Source organism: Arsenophonus nasoniae DSM 15247 (assembly GCF_000429565.1).
In the GTDB taxonomy this organism is placed as follows: Bacteria; Pseudomonadota; Gammaproteobacteria; order Enterobacterales; family Enterobacteriaceae; genus Arsenophonus; species Arsenophonus nasoniae.
The window spans coordinates 1-15,777 of the sequence record NZ_AUCC01000070.1 but is presented as its reverse complement, the minus strand read 5'-3'; the positions used below and the strand labels follow the sequence as shown (position 1 = coordinate 15,777).

Genomic DNA, 15,777 nt, shown 5'->3' with positions numbered 1-15,777 from the left:
AACGCCAAAGCGATTTGCGTTAAGAAATAAGCCAATTTTAAAAGGTTCAACCATGAAACTTAACATCATCAAACTATTAATCACGACATTATTGTTTATCAGTGCAGCATTTGCTTTCGAACTGATAGTTGGTCACATTGCGCACGCCGATACCGTCATTGACCCACAAATCAGGTTTAAACGTGGCGAATTAGGCAATATTCAATTAGGCGGACAAGAGCTACTGGTTATTGGCATCATGCTAGTGCCAGCTCTTATGGTTTATTTTGGGGTATTCCTCGACACATTGAAGAAATAGTTACAGAACAAGAAGTCCATTACCCACCCTAATCTATTCCACTTAATTAATACCCATTCATCAATTAACTTTGAGGGATCACCTTATGCAAAGTTTTATCAATATCGAAACAAAAAACATCAATGGTGAATTAATCACGATGGTTAATGCACATGATTTACACTACTTTTTGGGAAGTAAGCAAGATTTTAACACATGGATGAAGAAGGGAATTTCAGACTTTAGATTAGTTGAAAATAAAGACTTTATTTGCCTCCACAAAAAAATGGAAGCCAACAACGCTACTATAATCGACTACTACATTTCCCTCGATATGGCGAAAGAACTATCAATGGTTGAGGGTAACGAAAAAGGTAACCTAACAAGGAAGTACTTGCAACAAATTATCTGTTCTTGTTAATGCATCATGCTAAATAAAAAAGACCGGCGCAAGGCGAGCCAACACCAGGGAAATTATATTGTAGTTTTAAGTCTTAATTATAACATAAATTAAACAAAATACTGTAATTATTTACATATATGTAATAATCATCAGTTATATGGGCAATCAGCTTTGAGGTTTTGAAATGAAAACAATGACTGCTAAGAAATATAACGTAATCTTGTGTATAAAACTAAATGCTTACCGAGAGCATATGGAAATATGTTTAGGTTTCACTCAAAAAGATTGGGATGAATTAAGCTCATCAGAGAAAAGTGTAATTATTGATGACGCTATTTATAGCAATTTAGATTATTGAACAAAAAATGACTAACGAAAAAATGCGGGAAGAATTTGAAGAGTGGGCGGTAAAGTCTCAAGGGTACCTTAAATCTACTTTAACTAGATGCCCTACGAGTGGGAGATACCATAATAGGTACGCAAATAGGATGTGGACTGCTTGGCAAGCATCAAGAGAAAATATCGAAGTTGAATTTCCTCCTGCAAACTATACATCCACTCATCGTGCTATTACTAATATTGCAATTGGATATAACGAAGCATTAGCTGATGTTAAACAACTACTAACTGAACAGGGGTTTAATGTGAAATGAAAGAATCACTAAATGACAAATATATTTATTATCTCTGTTTTAGAAAATAATAAAAAGGATAAAGAAAATGTAGAATAAAGCATTAACCTGGAAATATTAAACCCGCCTTAATCAAAAATAATAATTATAAAAATCACCTGCACTCTTATTAATTAAATTAGAGAGTAATACTATGTGTCGATATAAAAGTAATTGCACAACTATTGGATTATTAAAACCAGGAATGATCATTCGTTATCACGATGAGGATTTAAAGATAATTAAATTACTTGAACGTAAATTAACACCCAAAGGTTTAATTTGCAAATATAAAGTCAACGGTGGAGGAGGAGTATTAACTGCCCACAGCGGATTAAGAGTTAATGTATTAACTGAAAGGCATGTTAATGAAAACCGTAGAACTTGGTATATGCAAGGAAAATAAAAAATGAAATTAATTGAAATATGTGAAAAAGAAATAAAGCAGGTTGATTATTTTGGTATTGAATTAACAGTTGATGCTGGCGTTAATTTTTTAGCCGCAGATGATGAAGGTTTCGTTTATGGCTACTTTCATAAACCTATCATATATAGCACGGAAGGTATCTGGATAACTAAAGAAAAAGACCATTTTTACCATTATGTCGCTAAAGTCGATATTGGCGATAAAGACTGGAAAGAAACGCTAGTAGAGGTGTAAATAACATATGAAAACAGACTTTGGTGGTAGTAATACACCAAAAGAAATACGCGATCGCTGGCAAACTCCCTACCTTATATTTAAAGCTCTTGATAATGAATTTAACTTTTGTCTGGATGCTGCGGCAGATATAAATAACGCTCTGTGTTGTCGTTTTATAAGTGAAGAAGATAACGCTTTGGAAATTGAATGGAGTAGCATTGGATCAATCTATTGTAACCCACCCTACTCCAATATCTTACCTTGGATCTATAAGGCAGCAAAGGAATGCAAAGAGCGAGTTAAATCAATCGTCATGCTAGTGCCAGCCGACACATCAGTCGGTTGGTTCAAGGTAGCTATGCAAACAGTAGACGAAGTAAGACTGATCACGGGTGGGCGGATTTCTTTTATTAATGCAGATACGGGTAAACCGGTTAACGGAAATACTAAAGGTTCAATGCTTCTTATCTGGCGGCCATTTATTAATCCAAGAGGGGTAATAACAACTGTCGATAAAGAAGAGTTAATAAAGATCGGAAACAGAACAGGTACACAATTTAAAATTGCGTGAGATTTGCGTGTAATTGAGAGGAATAAAATGAATAGATTACAACCTGACTCGTGGGTAGACATTAAGTTTATCATGCAAGATACCGGATTCGGTAAAACATTTATTTATGACAGAATTAAAGATGGGCTGTTACCTAAAGCAAAACTTATTCATGGAAGAGCACGCTGGTTATACGCTGATCATCTTGAATTTAAAAGAAAATTGATGTCGGATGGAAATGGGTAAAATATTGGGTAAAAAATTTTATCCATTAATATTTATTAATAAAAATCAATTAATTAAATTATCAATATGATGTTTGCAGGGGACGCCATTAATAAATTGATAACCATTTGTTTTAATCAACAAAAAGTTATCGTTGCTATCTCATATATTTCTTATTATTAATTACCATTCCTACCCTACTTTGCGTAAATATATCATCCCGATGATTTGCAACTCACTTAATATCACTGAACATACGTTAAGCCTACTTGTATAATTAATATACTTTTATTTCGTACTAAAAATAACAAGGAGGTGTTATGCGTTTAGTATATGTCATTGAAAATATCATAAAAAAGTATCATGATCGCCCTGCTATTGGCGAGCGTGTGAAGCGTTGTATAAAAGACGCTAAATCCAAGCGCATTGTTTGCCAATTAACAGCAAAATATCAAACAATCACTTATCAACAATTATGGAGTAGAGCTGAAAGTATTGCTAATGAATGGTATCAGCACGACCAATACCCACTAAAAGCCAGTGATAAAGTGGCTATCCTATCCTTTATTCATAGTGACTATATTGCTATTAATCTCGCCTGTGTACAAATTAATGCAATTATAGTTCCACTACAAACTAATTTATCAATTAAAGAATTAACCCTTATTTTACAAGAAATAGAACCACGAATAATCGCAGCCAGCATAGAATACTTACCTATAGCAGTAGAATTAGCCAAAAATAATAACTCAATAAAACGAATCATTGTTTTCGATTATGACCCTTCCCATGACAATGCAGAAAAACTAGAACAATTACAAAATCAATTAATTATCAAAATCGAAGAATTACCCAATATTATCCGTTTAGGTAGCCAGTTACCGAAAGTACCTTATCCTGAGAATAGTGATGATACATCTTCGATATCGATGATAATTTATACCTCAGGTAGTACTGGTGCGCCCAAAGGCGCTATTTATACAGAAAAATTTGTATCAAATATGTGGGACGCTAGCCTATTTGCCAATAATACTAATAAAGAAAATAGGACTGTCCTATATCTACCGATATGTCATGGTTTAGCAAGCCAACAACTTTACAATCAGTTAGCTAAAGGTGTTACTTGTTATCTGGTCGCTAAAAGTAACTTATCCACGCTATTTGAAGATATTACCTTAGTAAAGCCAACTGAGCTTTTATTAATACCCAGGGTAGCTGAAATGATATTACAACTATATCAAAGTGAATTAGAAGGGAGAAAAAAAACTATCCATGATCCACTGCTTGATAGCAAGCTTAAAAAAGAGATACGTATCAATATTTTTGGCGGTAGAGTTACACAAATATTTTATAGTTCTGCACCATTAACTAACAAGTTAACTGATTTTATTGAATCGCTGTTTGAAGTGAAATTACTAAATATGTACGGTAGCACCGAAACATTGGCTATTTGTATTAATAATAAGATATTAAAACCACCGGTTGAGGATTATAAACTTATTGATGTTCCTGTACTAGGTTATTATTCAACCGATAAACCTTATCCACGAGGTGAATTATTACTTAAAACAGCCACCATTATTCCAGGTTATTACAAACATCCTGAATTATATAGCCAACTTTTTGATGAACAAGGCTATTATATGACTGGAGATATCGTCAAAGAGACAGCAAAAGATCATTTAGTCGTTATAGAAAGAAAAAAAAATGTAATTAAACTTTCTCAAGGTGAGTTTATCACTACAACAATGCTTGAAACTTTATTGAAAGATAGCCCTTTGATAAAGGATATTTTTATTTATGGCAATAGTGAGTGGTCTTATTTATTAGCTGTTATTATTCCTATACCAGAATTATTATATCGCTATAATAAACAACAGCGCGAAATCAAACGATTAATTCACCAATCACTCGAAAAAATTGCTAAGGACTCCGGTTTAAAACCCTATGAAGTGCCACGTGATTTCTTAATCGATACAGAACCGTTCAGTCAGAAAAATGGCTTATTATCGGAACTAGGAAAACCATTAAAGCAAAAAATTGAAGCTCATTATATTGATGATTTGAATAAATTATATCAAGAAATCTGCAATTATGACTTCTCAAAATTTTCACAACAGATCAATAAAGAAAATATATTAGAAACAGTAATAAAATTAACTCAATATCTAGTCGGCTCTCCTGGTATGGTTATTAATTCAGCAGCAACTTTTTGCCAATTTGGCGGCGATTCTTTATCTACATTACAATTTTCATTAGAATTAGAAAAAATTTGGGGGGTTATGATCCCAGTCGATATGATTGCCAATCCAACTTGTACACTGGATGATATTGCTGATTATATAAAATCAAATCAACATATAATAAATTCATGCCCAACTTTTGCTACCATACATGGTATAGATAAAAAGAAAATTTATGCCAGTCAATTAGCTTTAGATAAATTTATCGATCCCGAAATTTTTCAACAAATAAAAAATTCTTCACGATCCTTATCGAGCTTTCATAACGTACTATTGACTGGAGCGAATGGCTATCTAGGAAAATTTCTTTGTTTAGCGCTACTGGAAGAATTAAATAAAACTGATGGTAAATTAATATGTGTGATACGCGAAAAAGATAATGAAAGTGCCAAACAACGTTTAATGAATACTTTTAGTCCACACAACGACCAGCTAGCGCTTAAATTTAAGCAGCTTGCCGATAAACATCTAACGGTATATGCGGGCGACTTAACTAAGCCAAAATTAGGACTTGATGAAAAAACATGGCATTATTTATCGCAGAATATTGATCATATTTTTCATGCTGGCGCTTTAGTTAATCATATACTTCCCTATCAACACCTTTTCGAAACAAATGTGCTAGGCACAGCCGAATTAATTAAATTAGCGCTCGTCAATCACTTAAAACCTTTCATTTTCATTTCCAGCATTATCGTTGCGATACCTTCTGATAATACTAAACCATTAAACGAAGATGCTAATATATGTGAAGCAATACCTTATCAAGAAATTAATAACCAATACGCGAATGGCTATGCTATTAGTAAATGGGCGAGTGAAATTTTGCTCTATGAGGCATATAACCGTTTTAAATTACCTGTTACCATTTTTCGCCCTAGTATGATACTGGCGCATCGCCTATATGATACTGAGTTTAATATTACTGATGTATTTACTCGATTATTATTAAGTATCATTAATACTAAAATTGCGCCAAAATCTTTTTATCAATCAAATAGTAATCTATCCCCTCATTATAATGGATTAGCGGTTGATTTTGTCGTTTCATCAATAATCAAATTATCAAAAAATAATCACAATCAGCGACTTACTTTCAATATGGTTAATCCACAAAATGATAAAGTTTCTCTTGACACGATTATTGATTGGTTAATTAATTCAGGTATTAATATAAAAAAATCGATGATTATGAAGAATGGTATCAACAATTTAAATTGGCCCCATGGAAAAATTACCTAATAATTTAAAACAGTATTCTATGTTACCTGTTATTAGCCAATTAAAGCAGCCGCAAAAATTAACCAGCAATTTTTGGCTTCTGCCTAATAAGTTCTCTTCTGCTGTTGAAGATACAATACCAGCGATTACACCATCTTTAATTAATAAATATATCGCTGACTTTAAAGCGCTAAATTTATTAATTTAGAATAACTTAATTAATTTTTAACAAATTTATTAAATATGATTCTTAATTATGATTTCTGATTTAATAGCTAGCAGTAAATAATATAGCACCATATATTATGATGGTGCTTTATTGTAATAATTTAGTTGAAGATAAAATAGCCTAATGAAATTTAACGACCCGCTTTTAATCGTTGAAAATAACTTTCATATAAAATATTAGCATTGCCCACATCATTCTGCCATTCTCCTCTTTTTAAGGTTTCTTCATCAGGATAGAGGGTTTTATCTGCCACAAGTTCTGCTGGTAATAATTGCTTGGCGGCTAAATTAGGCGTTGGATAACCAATTTGTTGCGCTACTTGAGCCGCAATATCAGGTCGCAGCAAAAAATTAATTAACTTAAGCGCACCTTCAACATTTTTCGCATTGGCAGGGATCGCTAAACTATCCATCCAAAAAATCCCCCCTTCTTTTGGCCAAATAAATTGTATCGGAGCTCCTGATTGGCGCACGACATAGGCAGAACCATTCCATAGCATACCCACATCGACTTCACCTTGTATAAAAGGATTAGCCGGATTATCAGAGTTAAACGCCATGACATTTGGCATTAATTTTTTTAACTCTTCATAGGCTGTTTTGATTAACATCGGATCGGTTGTATTGCCTGAGTAACCTAGCTTAAGTAGCGCCATTTGAAACACTTCCCGTGCATCATCAGTTAATAACAGCCCATTTTTATATTCAGGTCTCCATAAATCTGCCCAAGAGGTAATGGTTTTAGGATCAATAACCTCACTATTGATACCAATACCTGTCGCTCCCCAAATATAAGGTATTGAATAATCATTTTTAGGATCAAAGGATTTATGTAATAAATTTGGATCCAGGTTTTTAAATTGATTCAATTTACTTTTATCAATTTTTTGTAGCATGCCTTCCTTACTCATTTTCGCCACAAAATAGGTTGAAGGTACCACTAAATCATAAGCACCTTCAGTATAAGTTTTGAGTTTGGTGTACATACTTTCATTAGATTCATAAGTCGAATAAATGACCTTGATACCCGTTTCTTTAGTAAACTGATTAAGTAGCCCAGGAGGAACATATTCTGACCAATTATAAAAATAGACTACCTTATTATCATCAGCTGCTATCGCGGAGCCAATACTCGCGGCTATAATCCCTGCTGCAAGCCATAAGGAGCACTTTTTCATAGAGTGTTTCCTTCATAAAAACATATAGTGAGTGAAAACCCATAGACTTTTTTGTCTAGGTAAAAAAGTTATTATATGGGCACCTGTAATGGGGTAAAGCTTATAAATGCCATTTAGTGACGAATTTTACTAGAAAAAACTATTTCGAGTTTTTTAATAAAATAAAAAACAAATAATCGTCGCTAACCGAAATACACTAATTAACATCCTGGTAATATGCCAATACTTGGGATCCATCACATTTAATTCTGACACTAGTTTAATTTATATTTTTTATCGATTTTATTTTTAACATCCATTGACTCAACAGCACAAGTATTAATGAAAATAATAATAAAACCGTCGCTAGCGCATTAACTTCTGGTGAGATCCCTATTTTTACCATTGAATAAATTTTCAGAGGCAATATTTCATAAGCCGGTCCAGTAACAAAAGAAGACACAACCACATCATCCATTGAAAGAGTAAAACTTAATAACCAACCTGAAATGACAGCAGGCAAGGCTAATGGTAAAATAATTTGCCGTAAAATAGTTAATTCACTCGCACCTAAGTCTCGCGCAGCTTCTAACATTTTCACATCAAAATCCTTCAATCGCGCATAAACCGTAATAACGACAAACGGTAAACAAAAGGTAATATGAGAGAAGAGTAAAGACCAAAAACCTAAAGAAATTCCTAATAACATAAAGACTAATAGTAATGAGATTGCCATCACAATATCAGGAGACATCATGACAACAAATAACATACCACTAACAAATGATTTCCCTCTGAATTGGTAACGAAATAAAGCCACCGCTGCTAATGAACCAATCAAAGTAGTACAACTAGCTGAAATCATCGCTATCGTTAATGAATGACCTGCCGCCTGTAACAAACTATCATTATTCCACAACATGTCATACCATTCGATGGTCAACCCTTGCCACACATTACCAAAGCGTGAGGCATTAAATGAATTGACAATCAAAATAATAATTGGAATATATAAATAGGCATAAATGATGGTGAGAAATCCACTCCGTAAAAAACGTCCAATCATACCAAATCCACCTTTTTATTCAGCAAATTTGCAGCACGATAATAAACATAGAGTAGTAGGCCCATAGCAATAGTTAATACTATACTGGTCGCTGCGCCAAAAGGCCAATCGCGCAAATTAAGAAATTGGCTCTTGATAACGTTACCGATTAATAAATTTTTTGCCCCACCCATTAAATCCGCTACATAAAACAATCCCATTGCTGGTAATAGCACTAATAAGCATCCCGCTATTATACCTGGCATAGTTAGTGGCACTATAATACGTAAAAAAGTTTGAAATTTGTTAGCACCAAGATCCCGTGCAGCCTCAAGACAAGATTTATCCAATTTTTCAATACTGGAATAAAGTGGCATCACCATAAATGGCAACAAAATATAAACTAATCCCATAATGACGGCTTCTTGCGTATACATGATGCGAATAGGTTTATCTATCAACCCAATCCACAGCAAAAAATCATTCAAATAGCCACGGGTACTCAAAAAAATCTTTAACCCATAAATACGAATAAGTGAATTAGTCCAAAATGGCACAATCAATAAAAATAACATTAATGGCTGCAATTTGGGTGGTAATCGCGTCAGAAGAAATGCAAATGGATAGCCAATCAATAAACAACACAAAGTAGCAATAATTGCCATATTTAGTGAGTGAAACATCACCTCTACATATAAGGGATCGAATAGCCGGGTATAATTATCGAGGGTAAAAACCATATCGACTAGATTTGCATCATCACGGGTCAAAAAACTAGTAATAATGATCATCAAATTGGGTAAGAAGGCAAACAAAAGCAACCAGGAAACCAATCCGATAACGATAACATTTTGAAAAAATTTACGATTATTCTTCATCGAGAAGTACGACCTCCCAACTTTCTACCCATGTCACAGCAATTTTTTGTGCTAACGAGTGGTCTACATCCGGATCATCTTCATTGAAAAATTCACTGACCATCACCCGCTTACCGTTGTTCATTTCGACTTCGGTATCAAGCATCATACCCTTATAGTTGCGTTCACGGACATGTCCAATAAGTCCAGCAGGCTGCTGTTCATCATCGATCTCTTTAACGCGTAAATCCTCTGGTCGCAATAAAACTTTTAATGGCTGACCTTCCGATACAGCAAGCTTGGTGTAAATATCACACTCATAGCCTTCAACATTAGCTCGAATACGCTGCGCATCAATACGGTGTAATGCTATCGCATCAAAAATATTAATTTCGCCGATAAACCGGGCGACAAATAAATTCTTTGGCTCTTCATATATTTCACGGGGCGACGCATCTTGTTCAATATGCCCATCTCGCATAACTAAGATACGATCAGACATGGCGAGCGCTTCTTCTTGATCGTGGGTGACATAAATAAAAGTGATCCCTAACTGACGTTGCAAGGCTTTTAATTCACTTTGCATCTTTTTACGTAAGTTATAATCTAGCGCCGATAAGGACTCGTCTAATAAAAGAACTTTAGGTTTATTGATAACTGCACGTGCAATTGCCACTCTTTGCTGCTGTCCACCCGATAACTGATGGGGATATCGCTGGGCAAAGTCTTCTAACTGCACCATACGTAGCACTTCTTCTACTCTCGGTTTGATCTCTTGAAAAGATTTTTTCTGCATACGTAAACCAAATGCAACATTATCAAATACCGACATATGGGGGAATAAAGCATAACTTTGAAAAACAGTGTTTACATGACGCTGTTCAGCCGGAATATCGGTAATATCCTGACCTTCAAGAAAAATATGCCCATTATCAACATGCTCTAATCCAGCAATTAACCGCAAAATAGTCGTTTTACCACATCCTGACGGACCTAATATGGTAAGAAATTGACCATCATTAATCGTAAGATTAAACTGTGAAATAATATTTTTGCCATCGAAACCTTTAGTTAAGGATTTTAATTCGATCAGTGGTGTAAGAGAGGTTGTCTCAGTCATTTAAAGTATCACTCTATCCCTTATAGTAATGCAGATAGAACCGCAACAGGAAAAAGACTGTATTAGCTAATCAGGAAGACTCCCAGCAATAGCCAAAACCAGTTGCGCCAATAGATTGAATAAAGAGAGAATGATAAACGTAGCAACAGAAAATTAAAAGCAATATCATCATAAAAATGACAACATTAATCTTAATATATTAAATTAAACTTAAGTCTAAATAGTTAGCAGTCGAAAATAAATCTAATATTTCTATCTATTGCTTGCCATTGATTAACGCAAAATATGATAAAGTGAACTTGCTATTTTTATTAAAAATTTGCATAAATTATAGCTAATAAGAATAATTTATAAAAACTCAATTTATACTATTAAGCAATTAAAACAATAAGTTAAATTTAACAAATTTGCTCGTGATTATTTATTCGACTGGCTTTTTTATTTAACTAGAATGAAAAATACGCAAAAATCGCTGGTACCAGCAATGGGGGGTAGGATGTACTAGCGCATTCAAGGCGCGAGAATAGTCCATAACTAATCCCGGCGTCCAGGCCATGGATATCGCTCGCTGGCGAATTTGCGATGCAACCCATAATTCCGGCGCCAGCAATAATTTTACCAGCGTTAAAAAATTATTGCTTTTATCAGCCAGTACCCCCTCTAACGCAGCTTCTAGCGCATATGCCACACTACTTGAGCAATTGCGATAAGTTAGATTATAAAGCGCTATTTGCCGATATTTTTGCCAAAAAATTGCCAAAGTAACCGCGTTATAATGATAAAAATGGATCTGAAAATCAGATCGACACCACTGTGAAACTTCAGAGTCATAGTCAGGCTGAAATTCACCTGCAACATTATTTTCTGCGGTAGCTTTTAATTTATTTAAAAATTCAGAAGGAGAACGATCGATATCATCGATTGGATATAAGCTAATATAAATCTGATTTCTGATTTCCAATGCAGCATGCCCGGTAGAAATAATACCATTACGGTCAACAGCTGCAATGTAACGATTAATTACTGGGCGCGGTCTGGGCGGTAAATCAGCCGAGCCTTCTGGCGTCCAAATATGCACAGTAAGCGGTGAAGTGTGAGACAAATTGTTACTCGTTTGCTGCTCTTCAGTTAGTGGCATGACAACATCTATTTTAATTTCTTGCTGCTCAAATTCTCTTTGTGATAATGCGCTATCAGCCATTAAAGTAAATATCGTTTGTCCATGTCGAATAACCCGTAATTTACTGGAAAAACGGATGGCAGAGATTCCACTATGTATCAATAACGCAGCCAAAACGATTGGAAATGTCGATTGGTAACTAAGGGGGTAAGGAAATAAGATTATCATAGCAAAGAATAAATAAAATCCACCTAGCCAAATAGTACGTTTCCATAGGCGATGACGAACCACTAATGCGGACACGATACTAAATATAGCAAGTAATAAATAATTAAAGCCTAACACTATTGATAAGATTAAATGACTATAATTATCATCAATTAAAAGAGAAACTGATACCAGAAAAAATAATCCTCCTTTAAGAAAAAGGATAAATTTTTGGCTACCGATGCCAGTATTGGCGACACTCAGAGTAATTAAACTCTCAATTAATGTGAATATGCTTATCCAGACCACCGGAATATAACGTGTTTGTCCTAATTCATCACACAATATCACTAAGCCCAATAAAGCCCACCAATTAGCAACCAAATCGCCTGCTGGTGCATAAATTTTTTACCTAAAAGTAAACAAGCAATTTGCAACATAAACAATCCGTTATAAATCTACCTTTGATTTTGAAAGAATTTCCCATTCACCTAATAGCATTGGATTAATTTTATCAGCAATAGTGATTAATATTCGATCACGCACGTTAAGCCATTCACCATCTAACCCCTTTAATTGAAAGTTGACCGGCATACCATGATGGGAGCTTACTAATGACCAGTGCTCTTTTAACATTTCATGGGCAGAAATTTCAATCGCTTGTAATATATGGTGAATATCACTTTTCACCGGTAACGATGTGATTAATTTAATTTGCGGATCAAATTTTATTTTGTCTTCTTGAATAAATAATTGGTAACGAATAAGGGATTTTGATGCACGTTTACTCGTTCTTTCTACTTGAGATGCTGCAAGCAGTGAAAGTAGCAACATAAAAATGGCAATAACGGACAGGTAAGTTTGAGCAAGTAATAGAGGTTCTTCTCTTAATAAGCCAGGTAAAAAGAAAGGTCCATAGCCCTGTTCGCTATAGAAAATAACAATGGTTCCCAACACTAATAATCCAATTCCTCGACCAAAATCTTGTAGAAATAGGATCAAAAGAATAATGAAAATAATGGGTATGCAAGCCAATATAATATTTAATGCTGAGCCATAATGATAGTTAATATAACTTTTCAGTCCAGTTATCTGATCAGAAAAAATTAACCAGCTACTGATTGCCAACATCATTAACCAACATAATGTTAATAATATTTTTTTTATACTGTTAAGCTGCTTTAATGACTGTGGTTGCACTAAACCTAATAACATCGCGACAGCAAAATAGATACCTGACATATCAGCCAGCCAACTGGTAAGAAAATCATCTAAAATAATCTTCTCATCAAGAGAGTCCAACAACAGCACACTCAACCAATTATCAATAGCACATATTACGGCTGAAATTATAATCCAAGTTATAATGGTATTTAATGGCGATTGATATTGCGCTAAATATCTTACAATAGAGGCAATTAATAACGGAGAAATAAGTAAACTAACCGCACTAACCATACTCATCATAGAAGAGGCAACATCAAATGGTTCCGGTTCCAGATACCAATTGACCAAACTAAATAAAAACAAAAAAGCCGGCTAGGCACGTATTGGTGATAATAAAAATGCCATAATACTTACGCCAGCAGGAAACCACACCACAACTAGCGATTCATCATACGGTACTTGTACTTCCTTAGAAATAACAGCCGAAATAAAATAAATTAATGTCCAACTTAGGAATGTAAACCACCTAATATGACTGGAAACTTTCACCAGTCCTATCATCAACGCTTCTCCTTTATATTTTGCTAATAAAACCTTTAACTATCAATAAAGAGTGTTTACTGGCAAAATAAACTGTATTTAAATTTCAAGCACTGAAATAATTATATATTAAACAAGTAGCAGAACTAAAAATTATTAATATTAAATTAGATTATTACTTTTTTTACAACAAACAAATGCAGTTGCCGGACGTTTAAAATATATCTTTCACTATTAAAACTAGCCTAATTAAGCATTATTTTATTTAGCAATATTAATAAGGGGCTTGGTTAAGCATAGATTAACAACAACCATCAAATTATTTACTCAATAGCCAATAAATCAGCGTTTTAGCTGTTTAACACTAATTTAATTAAATTTGCTAAAAAATAAACAATAAGTAAGTTTTAATTTTAAGCCTAAAACTAATAATTTTTAGCTAATATTATCCCGCATTGTAAAACTTTTGCAATATTATATGCACAATGCTGTAGATTTAATTCTCCCTGCTCTAAAGCTGCTTGCTGTGATAACACGCGGGGTAAAATACTAAATACGGCATTGACCCCTTGCTGATAAACAGCTGCAATGTTTTTTCCTTGGATACCCACTATGGCGATAACGGGGATACCATATTGAGCCGCAAGCTTAGCAATACCGATTAGCGCTTTTCCATTTAATGTTTGTCCATCCATACTTCCTTCACCTACTATAACTAAATCGGTTGTAGCTAATTCATCTTTAAAGTGCATAGCCTGACAAACTGTTTCAATTCCAGAGCACAATGTTGCATTGAGAAAAGCCAATGCAGCGACAGAAATTCCACCGCCTGCGCCAGAACCTGGCAGATATCGATAATCAGTGCCAGTCATGGATTGAATAATATCGGCGTAATGAAGTAAACCCTGTTCTAGATGGGTAACCATTTCGTCAGTAGCCCCTTTTTGAGGAGCAAATGTTTTTGCCGCACCGTGTTGACCAATTAACGGATTATTAACATCGCAGACTATTTCAATCTGACACTGTTGTAATCTGCTATCTAAAGTTGATAGCTCTATCCGTTCTAGTTCAGCCATTTCTTTAGCAACAAATTCTAATAAATGACCATCCTTACGATAAAAACTGGCGCCCAGCGCCTGCATCATACCAATACCGCCATCCACCGTAGCACTTCCTCCGATGGCTAAAATGATCTTTTTAACGCCGTGATCAAGCGCGGCAAGCATTAATTGACCAGTACCAAAACTGGTTGTTAATAAAGGATTACGCTGGTCTAAAGGAACTTGCATTAAGCCACTCGCTGCCGCCATTTCTATCACAGCAGTATCACCATTATCCAGTAAGCCATAATAAGCTTTCACCAGGGTTTTTAAAGGCCCTGCTACGGCCAACTCAATACGTTGTCCCCCTTTAGCCGCAACTAAAGCGTCAACTGTGCCTTCTCCTCCATCAGCCATCGGAAAACATAAATATTTAGCTGCTGGAAAAACGGCCATGAAGCCAGCTTCGATAGCTCGTGCAGCCTGCTTGGCGGTCAAACTTTCTTTAAATGAATCCGGGGCAATAATTATTTTCATTTTCACTACCATAAAAAAATAAATAACATCACTTGCCATTAGGGATCGTTATGCTTGAGAGCCATTTCATTTATTTGATGATAAAATAAATCTTTGTTTAAAAATAATATTAATAATCAATGAACTAATTAATATTATGGTAATTAAAGTTATTTTTATATACACAGTTATGTACAAATTAATTTTTCACCCCCGTGTGCTATCTTTACCATTATGCTTAGAGCAAAACCGCTATCTCACACAAAGCCACTTACACGCAACTAACAGTTAATGGTTAACAACTTCCACCAATGCTGCTAATAGGATGCCCCTGTGATGGGGCTATTTGGTTTGCGCGTGTTGCTGATTCCAGATTGAATCAACGGGCATTTCTACCCTCACATCTAGCCATGTTGATGGTGGAATATCACACGGCTCACCATCGATATAATAAGTTGGTTTTCCATCAATAATTTCTTTAATCCGCCAGTTCTGAAAATCTTCTGGTAAATGCGAGTGTTGGCGATGAAATGTTTGAATCTCGATG

The 15,777-nt window shown here is 34.7% G+C and carries 18 protein-coding genes; 10 read left to right on the top strand and 8 right to left on the bottom strand.

The window, feature by feature from the left end; all coding sequences use genetic code 11:
• The 10 genes from G468_RS0112965 to G468_RS24475 form a co-directional block, all read left to right on the top strand.
• On the top strand, window positions 1–298 hold a 298-nt coding region (locus G468_RS0112965), incomplete at its 5' end, for a hypothetical protein (RefSeq protein WP_026823481.1).
• Window positions 299–383: 85 nt separating this feature from the next.
• Window positions 384–698: an antA/AntB antirepressor family protein gene (locus G468_RS20935; protein WP_051297099.1), complete on the top strand. Its 315-nt coding sequence runs from the start codon at window positions 384–386 to the stop codon at window positions 696–698.
• 166 nt (window positions 699–864) lie between these two features.
• Window positions 865–1,038, top strand: coding sequence for a hypothetical protein (locus G468_RS23855; RefSeq protein ID WP_155847002.1), 174 nt, complete (start codon window positions 865–867; stop codon window positions 1,036–1,038).
• A 7-nt stretch (window positions 1,039–1,045) separates the two neighbouring features.
• A complete protein-coding gene (locus G468_RS25580; protein ID WP_034249961.1) occupies window positions 1,046–1,333 on the top strand; it encodes a phiTE_015 family protein in 288 nt (95 codons plus the stop codon).
• 172 nt (window positions 1,334–1,505) lie between these two features.
• Window positions 1,506–1,757: a hypothetical protein gene (locus tag G468_RS0112945; RefSeq protein ID WP_026823480.1), complete on the top strand. Its 252-nt coding sequence runs from the start codon at window positions 1,506–1,508 to the stop codon at window positions 1,755–1,757.
• 3 nt (window positions 1,758–1,760) lie between these two features.
• Entirely contained in the window at window positions 1,761–2,012 is a 252-nt protein-coding gene (locus G468_RS0112940; RefSeq protein ID WP_026823479.1) for a hypothetical protein, read from the top strand.
• Between the two features lie 7 nt (window positions 2,013–2,019).
• A complete protein-coding gene (locus G468_RS0112935) occupies window positions 2,020–2,565 on the top strand; it encodes a phage N-6-adenine-methyltransferase (protein ID WP_026823478.1) in 546 nt (181 codons plus the stop codon).
• A gap of 27 nt (window positions 2,566–2,592) precedes the next feature.
• A complete protein-coding gene (locus tag G468_RS0112930; RefSeq protein WP_026823477.1) occupies window positions 2,593–2,790 on the top strand; it encodes a helix-turn-helix transcriptional regulator in 198 nt (65 codons plus the stop codon).
• A gap of 299 nt (window positions 2,791–3,089) precedes the next feature.
• Entirely contained in the window at window positions 3,090–6,254 is a 3,165-nt protein-coding gene (locus tag G468_RS20925) for a thioester reductase domain-containing protein (RefSeq protein WP_051297098.1), read from the top strand.
• Complete coding sequence (locus G468_RS24475) at window positions 6,238–6,441, top strand: hypothetical protein (RefSeq protein ID WP_051297097.1); 204 nt, start codon at window positions 6,238–6,240, stop codon at window positions 6,439–6,441. Before G468_RS20925 ends, G468_RS24475 begins: the two co-directional genes overlap by 17 nt.
• A 151-nt stretch (window positions 6,442–6,592) precedes the next feature.
• On the opposite strand, the gene potD is transcribed toward G468_RS24475, so the two are convergent.
• The 8 genes from potD to G468_RS24185 form a co-directional block, all read right to left on the bottom strand.
• Window positions 6,593–7,639 (bottom strand): spermidine/putrescine ABC transporter substrate-binding protein PotD, encoded by a 1,047-nt coding sequence (gene potD / locus G468_RS0112920; RefSeq protein WP_026823476.1) that lies wholly within the window; start codon window positions 7,637–7,639, stop codon window positions 6,593–6,595.
• 259 nt (window positions 7,640–7,898) lie between these two features.
• On the bottom strand, window positions 7,899–8,684 hold the full coding sequence (gene potC / locus G468_RS0112915) for a spermidine/putrescine ABC transporter permease PotC (protein WP_026823475.1): 786 nt from the start codon (window positions 8,682–8,684) through the stop codon (window positions 7,899–7,901).
• Window positions 8,681–9,541: a spermidine/putrescine ABC transporter permease PotB gene (gene potB, locus G468_RS0112910; RefSeq protein WP_026823474.1), complete on the bottom strand. Its 861-nt coding sequence runs from the start codon at window positions 9,539–9,541 to the stop codon at window positions 8,681–8,683. The genes potC and potB overlap by 4 nt, the downstream gene beginning before the upstream one ends.
• Window positions 9,531–10,640, bottom strand: coding sequence for a spermidine/putrescine ABC transporter ATP-binding protein PotA (gene potA, locus G468_RS0112905; RefSeq protein WP_026823473.1), 1,110 nt, complete (start codon window positions 10,638–10,640; stop codon window positions 9,531–9,533). The genes potB and potA overlap by 11 nt, the downstream gene beginning before the upstream one ends.
• A gap of 442 nt (window positions 10,641–11,082) precedes the next feature.
• Window positions 11,083–12,351, bottom strand: coding sequence for an MFS transporter (locus G468_RS20920; RefSeq protein WP_246067220.1), 1,269 nt, complete (start codon window positions 12,349–12,351; stop codon window positions 11,083–11,085).
• A gap of 66 nt (window positions 12,352–12,417) precedes the next feature.
• Window positions 12,418–13,497 (bottom strand): hypothetical protein, encoded by a 1,080-nt coding sequence (locus G468_RS0112895; RefSeq protein ID WP_026823472.1) that lies wholly within the window; start codon window positions 13,495–13,497, stop codon window positions 12,418–12,420.
• Between the two features lie 602 nt (window positions 13,498–14,099).
• Complete coding sequence (locus tag G468_RS0112885) at window positions 14,100–15,251, bottom strand: glycerate kinase (RefSeq protein ID WP_026823470.1); 1,152 nt, start codon at window positions 15,249–15,251, stop codon at window positions 14,100–14,102.
• Window positions 15,252–15,572: 321 nt separating this feature from the next.
• Window positions 15,573–15,777 (bottom strand): phage tail fiber protein (locus tag G468_RS24185; protein ID WP_478209561.1); only part of this gene is annotated, 205 nt, incomplete at its 5' end.

What these genes read in the sequence shown, in the direction of transcription:
- G468_RS25580 (WP_034249961.1), top strand. Translation starts at nt 1,046, where the DNA reads ATGACTAACGAAAAAATGCGGGAAGAATTTGAAGAGTGGGCGGTAAAG.
- G468_RS24475 (WP_051297097.1), top strand. Translation starts at nt 6,238, where the DNA reads ATGGAAAAATTACCTAATAATTTAAAACAGTATTCTATGTTACCTGTT.
- G468_RS20925 (WP_051297098.1), top strand. Translation starts at nt 3,090, where the DNA reads ATGCGTTTAGTATATGTCATTGAAAATATCATAAAAAAGTATCATGAT.
- G468_RS20935 (WP_051297099.1), top strand. Translation starts at nt 384, where the DNA reads ATGCAAAGTTTTATCAATATCGAAACAAAAAACATCAATGGTGAATTA.
- G468_RS0112885 (WP_026823470.1), bottom strand. Translation starts at nt 15,251, where the DNA reads ATGAAAATAATTATTGCCCCGGATTCATTTAAAGAAAGTTTGACCGCC.
- G468_RS23855 (WP_155847002.1), top strand. Translation starts at nt 865, where the DNA reads ATGAAAACAATGACTGCTAAGAAATATAACGTAATCTTGTGTATAAAA.
- potD (WP_026823476.1), bottom strand. Translation starts at nt 7,639, where the DNA reads ATGAAAAAGTGCTCCTTATGGCTTGCAGCAGGGATTATAGCCGCGAGT.
- G468_RS0112940 (WP_026823479.1), top strand. Translation starts at nt 1,761, where the DNA reads ATGAAATTAATTGAAATATGTGAAAAAGAAATAAAGCAGGTTGATTAT.
- potB (WP_026823474.1), bottom strand. Translation starts at nt 9,541, where the DNA reads ATGAAGAATAATCGTAAATTTTTTCAAAATGTTATCGTTATCGGATTG.
- G468_RS0112930 (WP_026823477.1), top strand. Translation starts at nt 2,593, where the DNA reads ATGAATAGATTACAACCTGACTCGTGGGTAGACATTAAGTTTATCATG.
- potC (WP_026823475.1), bottom strand. Translation starts at nt 8,684, where the DNA reads ATGATTGGACGTTTTTTACGGAGTGGATTTCTCACCATCATTTATGCC.
- potA (WP_026823473.1), bottom strand. Translation starts at nt 10,640, where the DNA reads ATGACTGAGACAACCTCTCTTACACCACTGATCGAATTAAAATCCTTA.
- G468_RS0112945 (WP_026823480.1), top strand. Translation starts at nt 1,506, where the DNA reads ATGTGTCGATATAAAAGTAATTGCACAACTATTGGATTATTAAAACCA.
- G468_RS0112935 (WP_026823478.1), top strand. Translation starts at nt 2,020, where the DNA reads ATGAAAACAGACTTTGGTGGTAGTAATACACCAAAAGAAATACGCGAT.